Annotated in this window: 10 protein-coding genes and 1 pseudogene; all 11 read right to left on the bottom strand. The window is 46.9% G+C overall.

Translation table 11 applies throughout. The features are described from left to right. Window positions 1–168: pseudogene (locus AB4375_RS03620) on the bottom strand (chemotaxis protein CheW); the annotation flags it as partial. Continuing rightward, window positions 155–937 carry a ParA family protein gene (locus AB4375_RS03615; protein WP_017071206.1) on the bottom strand — a complete coding sequence of 261 codons (783 nt, stop codon included), beginning with the start codon at window positions 935–937 and terminating at the stop codon, window positions 155–157. The pseudogene AB4375_RS03620 and the gene AB4375_RS03615, both read right to left, overlap by 14 nt. A gap of 10 nt (window positions 938–947) precedes the next feature. Further along, complete coding sequence (locus AB4375_RS03610; RefSeq protein ID WP_372051036.1) at window positions 948–2,072, bottom strand: chemotaxis response regulator protein-glutamate methylesterase; 1,125 nt, start codon at window positions 2,070–2,072, stop codon at window positions 948–950. A 13-nt stretch (window positions 2,073–2,085) separates the two neighbouring features. Continuing rightward, a complete protein-coding gene (locus tag AB4375_RS03605; protein ID WP_017064112.1) occupies window positions 2,086–4,278 on the bottom strand; it encodes a chemotaxis protein CheA in 2,193 nt (730 codons plus the stop codon). 9 nt (window positions 4,279–4,287) lie between these two features. Beyond that, entirely contained in the window at window positions 4,288–5,019 is a 732-nt protein-coding gene (locus tag AB4375_RS03600) for a protein phosphatase CheZ (RefSeq protein WP_017064113.1), read from the bottom strand. Between the two features lie 105 nt (window positions 5,020–5,124). Further along, window positions 5,125–5,493 (bottom strand): chemotaxis response regulator CheY, encoded by a 369-nt coding sequence (gene cheY / locus AB4375_RS03595; protein ID WP_016767062.1) that lies wholly within the window; start codon window positions 5,491–5,493, stop codon window positions 5,125–5,127. Between the two features lie 42 nt (window positions 5,494–5,535). Then, window positions 5,536–6,270, bottom strand: coding sequence for an RNA polymerase sigma factor FliA (locus AB4375_RS03590; protein WP_017060667.1), 735 nt, complete (start codon window positions 6,268–6,270; stop codon window positions 5,536–5,538). After that, window positions 6,263–7,150, bottom strand: a complete 888-nt coding sequence (locus tag AB4375_RS03585) for a MinD/ParA family protein (protein WP_017060668.1) — start codon at window positions 7,148–7,150, stop codon at window positions 6,263–6,265. Before AB4375_RS03585 ends, AB4375_RS03590 begins: the two co-directional genes overlap by 8 nt. Window positions 7,151–7,163: 13 nt before the next feature. Continuing rightward, window positions 7,164–8,726, bottom strand: a complete 1,563-nt coding sequence (flhF, locus tag AB4375_RS03580; RefSeq protein ID WP_372051035.1) for a flagellar biosynthesis protein FlhF — start codon at window positions 8,724–8,726, stop codon at window positions 7,164–7,166. Between the two features lie 27 nt (window positions 8,727–8,753). After that, entirely contained in the window at window positions 8,754–10,853 is a 2,100-nt protein-coding gene (flhA, locus tag AB4375_RS03575; protein ID WP_372051034.1) for a flagellar biosynthesis protein FlhA, read from the bottom strand. Between the two features lie 210 nt (window positions 10,854–11,063). Then, entirely contained in the window at window positions 11,064–12,194 is a 1,131-nt protein-coding gene (gene flhB / locus AB4375_RS03570; protein WP_372051033.1) for a flagellar biosynthesis protein FlhB, read from the bottom strand. Between the last annotated feature and the right edge of the window lie 8 nt (window positions 12,195–12,202).

Raw genomic sequence — 12,202 nt, 5'->3', positions numbered from 1 at the left:
TGGCTCTGGCTCTGGCTCTTCAGATTGTGATTCGTCGCTCGACTCGTCAACAAAAAAATCGTCAGATTCAAAGCTTTCATCACCTAACAGCGCAGTAAAATAATCATCCAGTGCTTGTTCACTGGAGAGACTTGGCTGCGCCAATGTTGATTCTTTATTCGCGCTCATTTATCGCCAACCTTTCGAGATAAATAAGCAACTGTTTATAAGCAAATACACCACGGCTACCCGATGCAAAATGAGAGGCTGGCAAGCGCTTTAGGCTCGCATCTCGAAACTTGGTATCAATCGGCACAGCAGACGTCCAAACTTGGTTTGGGTAATCATCTTTGAGCTGCGTTAATGTTTGCAGTGAGGCTTTGGTTCGCTTGTCGTACATCGTTGGGACAATCGTAACCTTAAACGGTGTTTTGCGAGACTTCTGCATGATGGTCAAAGTGCGAATCATGCGCTCTAAGCCCTTCATCGCCAAAAACTCAGTCTGTACCGGAATCAATATACGATCGCTAGCAGCCAATGCATTGACCATCATCACACCCAGAATTGGCGGGCAATCGATCAATACATAGTCATAGTCGTCTTTCAAAGCGGCTAAAGCACGCTTCAAGATCAACCCCATGCCGCTTCGATTTCCCATTACACGGTCTAATGTCGCCAAAGACATGTGCGCAGGGATAATATCGATACCTTCGACTTCTGTTTGTAAAAGCAAAGGTCTTACCGTCTGCACGTTAAACTCACGCAACTGGAACAGATCAAACAGGCTCGATTCCACCGTATCTGAATCGTAACCCAGATAGGTGGTCAGTGATGCATGTGGGTCAGTATCAACCAACAGAACACGGTGCCCCTTCAACGCAAGTAAACCTGCTAGAGTCACGGTCGTGGTCGTTTTACCAACACCACCTTTTTGGTTTGCAACACTCCAAACAATCATTTCGATTTACCTAAGCTAACCCAACTTCGACCAAGATCCTTTCCGCGATACGGTCTAGAGGGAGGTCTTCAGTAGAAATGCCAGCTTTTGCTACAGCTTGAGGCATACCATATACAACACAGCTATCTTCGTCTTGTGCCCAAATTGTCGAGCCCGCAGTTTTCAACATACGCGAACCTTCTCGACCATCTGCGCCCATACCAGTCAGGATCATAGACAACACTTTGTCGCCGTAGATCTTCGCTGCAGAGCCGAATGTGACATCCACACAAGGCTTGTAGTTCATGCGGTCGCCGCCATCGATAATTCTTAGACGTGCAGACCCTGCGCGGCCATCAACCATCATCTGTTTACCACCTGGAGCAAGATACGCCACGCCAGGTTTTAACACATCACCGTCTTGCGCTTCGCGAACTTCAATCTTACACAAGGTGTTCAAGCGACTAGCAAAAGCCGCTGTGAATGTTGCTGGCATATGCTGAACTAACACAATTGGGTGTGGATAGTTAGCAGGGATGCGAGTCAAAATCTTCTGTAGAGCAACAGGGCCGCCAGTCGACGTACCAATTGCTGTTAATTGATACTTCTTACCTGACGCTCTGAATTTCGCCATTGATGCAACCGCAGGCTTCGCTGTCGAAGTCGAAGCTGCTGTTGAAATCGGTTGGCGCAATGGCGTAGATGTTGCAGTCGTCGCAGTCGCTCTCGGCGCAATAGGAGCACGGCGCATAAACGCACGCTTTGCTGCAATCTGAATCACACGCTGTTGAAGCAATGCAACTGCATCGTCGCGGTTACGTGCAATGTCTTCAAACTTCTTAGGAAGGAAGTCGAGAGCACCTGCATCTAACGCATCTAACGTTGCTCTCGCTCCATCATGCGTTAACGATGAAAACATCAAAATAGGCGTTGGAGACGCGGCCATGATTTCACGAACGGCAGTGATACCGTCCATGACAGGCATTTCAATATCCATCGTGATTACGTCAGGTCTTAGCTGTTTCGCTTTCTCAACGGCTTCTTTACCGTTTACTGCAACATCAATGACTTCTAGGCGAGCCTCTGAGTTGATGATCTCGCTAACGCGACGACGAAAAAAACTCGAATCATCAACGACTAATACTTTAATCGCCATATTTATCCTTAAATTAAATTCTTGACGCTGCTGCGTACTGCTTCAACAAGTCCGGCACATCTAGAATCAATGCAATGTGTCCGTCACTTGTAATTGTCGCGCCTGCCATTCCTGGCGTGCCTTGCAGAAGCTTATCAAGCGGCTTGATGACTACTTCTTCTTGGCCAATAAGCGTATCGACAACAAAACCAACACGTTGGCTACCAAGTTGTACGATAACAACATGGCCGTGCCCTTTACGCAGCTCAACAATACCCGCTTTAGGAGCAAGCCAGTTTTGCAAGTAGAACAACGGAATAGACTTATCGCGAACGATAATCGTCAGCTGGCCATCAACCACGTTTGTGCGGCTTAAATCTAGGTGGAAGATCTCGTTTACAGAAGCCAATGGCAATGCAAATGGATGACCGGCAACACCGACCATCAAGGTTGGTAGAATCGCTAGGGTTAGTGGAACCTTGATGGTGATCTTGGTGCCCTGTCCCATTTCTGAATCAATATCAATAGAGCCGTTCAGTGTGTTGATCGCTGTTTTCACAACGTCCATACCCACACCACGACCAGAGATATCCGAGATCTGCTCTTTGCTTGAGAAGCCAGGAGCAAAAATCAGGTTAAAACACTCTTTATTTGATAAGCGAGACGCTGCATCTTCATCCATCAGGCCACGTTTAACCGCGATAGCACGAAGCTTATCAGGGTCCATACCGCCACCGTCATCAACGATAGCCAGTTCAATGTGGTCACCTTCTTGAGAGGCAGACAGAATCACTTTACCCGTTTGTGATTTACCCGCAGCAACACGGTCGTTTGGCATTTCAATACCATGATCGACAGAGTTTCTCACCAAGTGAATCAGGGGATCAGCAAGTGCTTCTACTAAGTTTTTATCAAGGTCCGTTTCTTCGCCACGCATTTCAAGAACGATGTCTTTCTTCAAGCTACGAGCAAGGTCACGGACAACTCGTGGGAAGCGACCAAATACTTTCTTGATCGGCTGCATACGAGTCTTCATTACCGCACCTTGAAGGTCTGCAGTAACAACATCTAAGTTAGAGACAGCTTTCGACATTTCTTCGTCGTTGCTGTTGAGGCCTAGGCTGACTAGTCGGTTACGCACCAATACCAGTTCACCCACCATGTTCATGATGGTGTCCAGTGTTGATGTATCAACACGAACTGTCGCTTCAGCTTGTTGCTTCTTAGCCGGCACTTTAACTTCAGCTTTTGCTGGAGCGCTCGGTTTTGGCTCAGCTTTAACGGCAACTGGCGCAGCAGGTTTAGGCGCAGCTTGAGGTGCTACTGCCTTAACTTCTGCTGGCTTAGTCGCGGCATCCAATTCTTCAATCGAAGGTCCATTACCTGAGCCATGTAGTTGGTCAAGTAACTTCTCGAACTCTTCGTCAGTCATCAGATCATCGCCTTCAGACATCGCCGAAACAGGTGCTGCTGGCGGCGTTGGCGGTGGAGGAGGCGTTGAACTTGCCGCTGTCGGGCTCTTACCCGCACCGTGCAATTCATCTAATAACTTTTCAAATTCGTCATCAGTAATATCACCACTGTCAGCAACAGACTGAGGTGCAGCGGGTGCTGGCGGCGGTGTTGGTGCAGAAGGCGCTGTTGGTGAACCACCTTTACCGTGAAGCTCATCAAGCAAGCGTTCAAACTCATCTTCAGAGATATCATCGACTGAAGATGCATTGATGTTTGAGCTTTCAGCAGTAGGTTCCGGAGCAATAACAGGCTCAGGCGCTGCAACAACAGGTTCAGGGATAATAGGTGCAGGCGCTTCTACTGGTGCCACTTCATCCGCAGACTCTGGTTTACAGAGACGGTGAAGTTCATCCAATAAAGATTGGTCGGCTGGCACTAAAGGTTCCTGATCTTGCACGGCGCGAAACTGTACATTGACTGTATCTAGCGCCTGCAGCATGGTATCCATCAAACCTGATGTTACGCTGCGTTGGCCGTTTCGCAGAATGTCGAACACATTCTCAGCACCATGACAAGTATCCACCAGCTCAGTTAATGCTAGGAAACCAGCACCACCTTTTACTGTATGGAAACCACGGAAAATAGCATTTAATAGGTCTTTGTCGTCAGGGTTATTCTCAAGCTCTACCAGTTGTTCTGATAGGAGTTCAAGGATCTCTCCTGCTTCGACTAAAAAGTCCTGAAGAATATCTTCGTCTAAATCGTAGCTCATACGTTACCTTTAAAATCCAAGACTGGATAACAAATCGTCGACTTCATCTTGAGATGCGACAGCGTCTTCGCGCTCTTCTGGGTTCATAATTGGACCTTCAGGCGCAATCGATGCTTTCTTCTCTGACTCTGGAGTTGGCTCTTTTTGATTCGCACCGAATACCGTGAGAATCTCGACCAAACGTCCTTCCACCTCATTCACCAAGGTAATAACTTTGCTAATTATCTGCCCAGTTAAATCTTGGAAATCCTGAGCCATCAAGATTTCAGTCAATTGTCCGCGTAGTTCAGTACTGTCGCCTTCTACTTGGACAAGCAATCCATCAATGCGGTGACATAAAGCTTTAAATTGTGCCAGCTCAATGCGGCCATGCATCAGTTCATTCCATTGAGGCCTTACTTGAAGTAAACACTCGTGTAGGTTGTCTGCGATTGGCATACAGCGATCGACAGCGTCCATCGTCTTATTTGCCGCAACTTCCGTTTTATCAATGACATACTGAAGGCGATCCCTTGCATCAGGGATTTCGTCATTTGCGATAACGCTGATGCGTTCATCGAAATTGAATTGAGTCAAAGAGTCGTGGAGGTCGCGTGTCAGACTTCCTATTTCTTGAAGCATTGGATTGTCTTGAAGACTAAAGTTATCTTCATAAATGCTTCTCACAAGAGAATCAGCATTTTGCTGCTCATCGTTCTCAAGCAGCTCTACTAATTTTTTTGCTTGTTCTAATGAAATCATCCTGAATTCGGCCTTACTCCGCATACTTTGTGCGCTTAGGCTATCGAGATAAACAGATAACTTATCAGTCAGTGTTTACCTAGAAGTGCCTAAATTTATTGATGCTTATAAGCGATCAAAAATCTTATCAAGTTTCTCTTTCAGCGTTGCAGCAGTGAAAGGCTTCACAATGTAACCATTAACACCCGCTTGCGCAGCTTCGATGATCTGCTCACGCTTCGCTTCAGCTGTGATCATAAGCACTGGAAGGTGCTTAAGTTCTGCGTCTGCGCGAATGTGTTTAAGCAGGTCAATCCCTTGCATGCCTGGCATGTTCCAGTCAGTTACCACGAAATCAAATTCGCCTTTTTTCAGCATAGGTAACGCGGTCAAGCCATCATCTGCTTCTTGAGTGTTGTTGAAACCTAAATCGCGAAGTAGGTTTTTAACAATTCGGCGCATCGTTGAAAAATCATCAACAATGAGAATTTTCATGTTTTTGTTCAAATTAGCCTCCACTGAATAGGATCAGTGTTGTTAGTCGTTCTGTGTCCAAGCACTTAACTTAGTGCGTAAACGCTGCATAGATTGGCTCAGTATTTGGCTGACACGAGATTCGCTGACACCTAACACTTCCCCAATCTCTTTTAAATTGAGTTCTTCGTCGTAATAAAGCGAAAGCACAAGGCCTTCCCTTTCCGGAAGTTGTTTTATCGAATCGATCAAAGCTTGGCGGAATGACTCATCAGCAACCCCTTGAAAAGGCGTATTATCTTGAGAGTCTTCATTCGGAGATATTACATCATCTGAGACGCCTAAATCTTCAATTCCAACCAGTCTTGAGCAATTAATGTCAGTTAAAGCACTGTGATACTGCTCTAAACTGAGCCCCATGTGTTTTGCCACTTCGGCATCACTCGGGTCGCGGTTGAGGATACCCTCTAATTCCGCAATTGCACTGCTGATTTCTCGATTGTTCTTATGAACCGATCTCGGCACCCAGTCCCCACGGCGAATGTCATCCAACATTGCCCCGCGAATCCGAATACCAGCATACGTCTCAAAGCTTGCGCCTTTGGTACCATCATAGTTTTGTTGCGCTTCAATCAAGCCGATCATGCCAGCTTGAATTAAGTCATCAACCAATACATTAGGCGGTAATCGCCCCAACAAGTGATGAGCGATACGTTTAACCAACACAGAGTACTTCTCAAAAAAAGCCTGTTGGCTATTGTGATTAGCGTGTTGGTCGTAAGTAAGCGCTTTATTCACCAAATGGTTCCTCTATAAATTCAGTACGATTCAGCAGCCTTTCAACAAAGAACTCCAAGTGTCCGCTCGGTGTTTTTGGTATTGGCCAGGTCAAGGCTTTGTTAGCCAAAGAGCTGATTGCCAATGCAGCTGGAGAGCGAGGAAACGCATCGACTACGATTTTCTGTCTCTTGACTGATTGACGTACTTTATCATCTAAAGGAATACATGCTACGAGTTCGAGGCTCACATTCAAGAAGCGCTCTGTGACCAAAGTCAACTTTGCAAATAATTCTCGGCCTTCGCGGTAGCTTCTGACCATATTTGCAACAACTTTGAATCGCTGAACTTGGTGTTCTCTGCTTAAAAGCTTAATCAAAGCATATGCATCCGTGATCGAGGTAGGTTCATCACATACCACGACAACCACGTCTTGCGCCGCTCTTGAGAAGCTGATCACCATGTCCGAAATACCGGCTGCGGTATCAACCAACAAGATATCCATCTCGTCTTCAAGCGAACCGAATGCGCGAATCAAACCAGCATGCTGTGCGTGTGAAAGTTCAGTCATGCTTTGAGTGCCCGATGTCGCTGGAATAATTTTAATTCCGTGCGGCCCTTCGACAATCGCATCCTTAAGTTCACATTCGCCAGCCAACACATGCCCAAGGTTTCGTTTAGAACGAATACCTAGCATGATATCGACGTTCGCTAGTCCTAAATCGGCATCTAGCACCATGACTTTTTTGCCTTGGCGCGCCATGCAAATAGCCATACCTAACGTCACATTAGATTTACCAACGCCTCCCTTACCACCGGTTACAGCGATAACTTTGGTGAGTGAAGGCTTGGTTAAGCGACGGAGGCCGCTAGCTTGGTCATGTATCATATTTTCATTCATATTTATCCGCCGCCTAGAGCCCTTCAGAATCGCTATTCCAGTAATGAGGTTCATTCTCTGTAGATTTTTCTAATAGCTCATTAGCCTTAGCAATCATGTACTTTGGCTGAGCTATAACGATATCTTCAGGAACTCGTTGACCATTTGCTATGTAAGCAACTGGTAATGCATTTTGTATTACGACACTGATGAATTCACCTAGACTTAGGGATTCATCCAGCTTAGTCATGATGCATCCCGACAACGGGATTCTTCTAAAGTGTTCAATTGTTTCTTGCAGCACTTTGCGTTGCGCGGTTGCAGGCAACACAAGGTAGCTATTGATAACGGAACCACTCTCTTGCATCAATGTGTCTAACTGCTCAGATAGGCGAACATCTCGTTGTCCCATGCCTGCAGTATCGACCAGAATCAGGCGACGATTACGTAACTGATATATTACATCGGCCAGTTCGCTAGAATCTTTAGCAACTCTTACAGGACAACCCATAATTCGGCCGTAGATCGATAACTGCTCATGTGCACCTATACGATATGTGTCAGTTGTCACTAGTGCGACGTTATCAGCGCCATATTCCATGGCAGCACGTGCAGCTAGCTTTGCAACAGTCGTTGTTTTACCCACGCCGGTTGGGCCAAGTAGAGCCACAATACCGCCGCGTTTTAAAATATCTTTTTGTGTAACGGAGATTTGGTCAGCAACCAGAGCTAACAGAGCCTTCCATGCACGTGCAGGTTTAGTATCTTCAGGAATGTAGCAAGCCATTTGATCGGCAAGCTCTGCAGATACACCCATACGTTCAAGGCGCTTAATAAGCATGGCTCTCAGTGGTTCACGGCGCTCAACTTCTTGCCACATCAACCCAGAAACTTGATGCTCTAACAGACGACGAATTGAGGTCATCTCTTCGCGCATCGTTTCCATTTCAGTATCAGAACCTTTGGACTGAGTGTTCCCTCGACCACGATCATAACGGGTAGGATCCAAGCGAGGTGTCGGGCGCTCTACTCTGCGGTCTTCAGCAATCAACTTAGACAAACCCGTTTCACGAGCAAATGCAGAATCAAGATTTCCGTGAGACTGTTGGTTACCGTGAGATTGCTGATGGCCATGAGACTGCAAATTGCTTTGAGTCTGATGACTATGAGGCTTATGGCCCGTGCTTGATTGGCGATTGAGAAATGCTGACAATGAATCTTCATTTTCTGCACGATGCTGTGGCTCATCATCGGCGCCATGACTGTATTGCTTAAGCATATTCGCAAAGCGCTTAGTCATTGAGCGTCCACCTTCAACATTCGACTGTAGGCTAACCTTGTCATCGTCTAGTTGACGTCGCCCAGCAGGAGCTGCGGGCGCGGCCATTTGCGTATATTGGCTTTGTGCAGGCTGCTGAGGTTTATTTAATCTCTGGCTCGCTGTCGACGGGCTGGATTCGCCATCAATAGCGGCAACAATTTCCACGCCACCTGCGACCTTTTTGTTAGACATGATCACTGCGTCCGAACCAAGTTCTTCTTTAACTTGGAGCAGAGCCGTTCGCATATCTTTTGCAAAAAATCGTTTAATTTTCAATTCGATTGTCCGTTCTAATTAGGCGGCTTAATTACCAACAGCTTGTACTATACGTATCTGCTTTTCGTCCGGTATTTCTTGGTAAGACAAGACTCGCAAGCTTGGAATCGTGTTCTTCACGAACTTAGCCAGAGTCGAACGCAACACGCCAGAGGTCAATAGTACCGCGGGCTCACCTTTCAGCTCTTGCTCTTGTGTAGCGTGGCTGAGAGAGGTCTGTAAACGTTCGGCTAAACCAGGTTCAATACCAGCAGATTCTCCGCCGGATGCCTGCATGGTTTGATGCAAGATTTGTTCCAGCTCAGGAATCAAGGTTATCACTGGTAACTCGGGCTCTATACCATTGATTTCCTGAACAATTAATCGTTTCAATGAGATGCGAACCGCCGCAGTAAGTATGTCAGGTTCTTGACTCTTACCTGAATACTCCGACAAAGTTTGGACTATGGTTCGAATGTCACGAATTGGAATCGCTTCATTCAGCAGGTTCTGTAGCACTTTCACAACCACACCCAACTGCAATTGATCCGGTACAAAACCTTCCACCAGCTTAGGTGTTGAGCGGCTGAGCATCTCAAGTAAGTTCTGAACTTCTTCGTGGCCAATGAGCTGCGATGCGTTGTTGGTTAGCAGCTGGCTAAGGTGTGTCGCCAGTACTGTAGAAGAATCTACAACGGTATAACCTAGAGCTTGTGCGTGTTCACGCTGCTCTTCACGAATCCAAACCGCTTCAAGGCCAAAGGCAGGGTCAATCGTCGGCTCGCCATCGATCATGCCATAGACTTGGCCCGGGTTAATCGCGAGCTCCATGTCTGGCTTAATCTCAGCTTCACCCACAGCAACACCCATCAGGGTAATACGGTAGCTGTTTGGTGTCAGTTCTAGGTTATCGCGAATGTGTACCGCTGGGATCAAGAAACCAAAGTCTTGAGACAGCTTTTTACGCACACCTTTAACGCGTTCAAGCAATTCACCACCTTGGTCTCTATCAACCAAAGGAATTAAACGGTAACCCACTTCTAAACCAATAATATCGACAGGTTGAACATCATCCCAAGAGAGCTCCTTCTGAGAGCCTGTTTCTCCATTCGCTTCAACTGTCGCCGGAAGGTTAGGCTCTTCCGCCTTCTTCTTGTTCTTTTTATCGATGTAATACGCCCCAGCGCCTGCAACGATGGCAAGGCTCAAGAACGAGAAATGTGGCATACCCGGAACAATACCCATGATGCCAAGGATGGCGGCGGTGATCATCAAGGCTTTTGGATTGTCGAACATCTGGAAGACAAGTTGCTCACCCATATCTTCATCAGTATTTTGGCGCGTTACCATCATCGCAGCTGCAATAGACAGTAATAGAGATGGAATTTGTGCTACCAGACCATCACCGATAGTCAGTAGTGTATAGATTTCGATTGCTTCGCCAAAACCAAGGTCAAACTGAGCCATACCAATGCTCAAGCCACCAATGATGTTGATGAATAAGATTAAGATACCAGCGATCGCATCGCCTTTAACAAACTTAGAAGCACCGTCCATCGAACCGTAGAAGTCAGCTTCTTTGGTTACTTCAAAACGTCTCAGACGCGCCTGGTCTTGGTCGATCAAACCTGCGTTCAAGTCGGCATCGATTGCCATCTGTTTACCCGGTAAGGCGTCTAACGTGAAACGCGCGCTTACTTCCGAGATACGACCCGCACCTTTGGTTACAACCATGAAGTTGATGATCATAAGAATCAAGAACACCACTAGACCTACCGCATAGTTACCACCGATAACCACGTTACCGAAGGCTTCAATCACATTACCGGCCGCGTCGCCACCTTCATGACCATGAAGCAATACCACACGTGTCGAAGCAACGTTCAAGGCCAATCGAAGTAGAGTCGCAATCAGCAGGACGGTCGGGAATGCAGCGAAGTCTAAAGGCCTGCGGGTATATACCGAGACCAGTAGCACAACCATAGACAGTGCAATGTTGAAGGTGAAGAACATATCCAACAAGAAAGCTGGAATGGGCAACACCACCATAGCAAGCGTTGCAAGTACCATAATAGGTGCACCAATCGCAGGCATGGCACGGTTAGGGATTTTAGGTAGCTTGTCCGCAAAAGGCAGGGAGAATTTCATAAATCTAGACAGTTTCGCTATGTTGTAGCTCTCTGAACAAGTGGATTAGGTCTTAGTCAGGGCTGTTTGCTATGGGCTTATAATGTTCAGGCTACTACAGCAAACACTGTACCAACATCTCACGTCAAATTATCGCCATCACCTCTATAAAAGGAAGATTAGCTAGCTCGCTATTATCAGGGTTCATCACGCAGAGCTCAAGCAATTGATCTAATGACGTAAATCAGGTGGGATCGGCATATTAGAATCTTGCAGTTTTGGTCGCTCACCACCTCGTTTTCGGTACTGTTTAAGCTGGAAAACATATGCAAGCACTTGCGCAACAGCCGTAAACAGACCGTCAGGAATTTGTTGTTCTAGCTCAGTGGTGTGATAAAGCGCCCTCGCCAATGGCGGCGCTGGAACTATATAGATGTCGTTTGCACGCGCAATCTCTCGGATCTTCATCGCCATGTGGTCGACACCTTTAGCAACCACAATTGGTGCTTTGTCTTGATTCTGCTTATAGCGCAGCGCCACTGAAAAGTGTTCCGGGTTGGTCACAATCACATCCGCTTGAGGAACGTCTGCCATCATGCGACGCTGAGCCGCTTCCCTTTGAAGCATACGAATTCGGCCTTTCACTTCCGGCTTACCTTCAGTGTCTTTGAATTCGTCTTTGACTTCTTGTTTGGTCATCTTCAATTGATCGGCGTGTTGCCAGATCTGGAACGGGATATCAATCGCCACCACAATAAGCAGCGAGCAACTGATCAACAGGATGAAATTGAGCAAGATATCCAAGGCATGGAAGATGTTCTGTGGGTACACATCCATACTCAGCTGCATTAAATCATGCTGAGAGGCTTGAATCAGATAAATCGCCATCCCCGATACGAGCGCCACTTTAAGAATAGACTTGAGCAGTTCAACCCAGCTTTGCAGGCCAAACATACGCTTGATGCCACTGAGTGGGTTGAGCTTAGACGCCTTAGGCATTGCTGCTTGCATTGAGAAGTTAATCCCACCGACACCCGCAGCGCCGATGACGGCAGCAACAAACAAGGTTATCAGTATCAAAAACAGCGGGAACAGCAGGTTCACCAGTGCACCACCAGCGATTTCTAGGAGTTTGTTAGTGTCAAAGATCTCGTCGCGACTCAAAGAGAACAGGCGTTGCATCGTCTCGAACAAAGCCTTCGCCATCGATTCGCCAAACCACATTAAAGCAATCGCACCGACAATTAATACCGATGCTGACGCTAGCTCTTTTGACCTTGCAACCTGCCCTTTCTCTTTGGCCTGTTGCAAGCGTTTGGGCGTGGCGTCTTCTGTGCGTTCTTGACCGTCTGACTCTGCCATTTCAGTCT

The sequence above is a fragment of the Vibrio sp. 10N.261.51.C6 genome (assembly GCF_041471785.1).
GTDB classification, from domain to species: domain Bacteria; phylum Pseudomonadota; class Gammaproteobacteria; order Enterobacterales; family Vibrionaceae; genus Vibrio; species Vibrio crassostreae_C.
The sequence above is the reverse complement of the archived record's forward strand: the minus strand, read 5'-3'. Positions and strand labels throughout refer to the sequence as shown.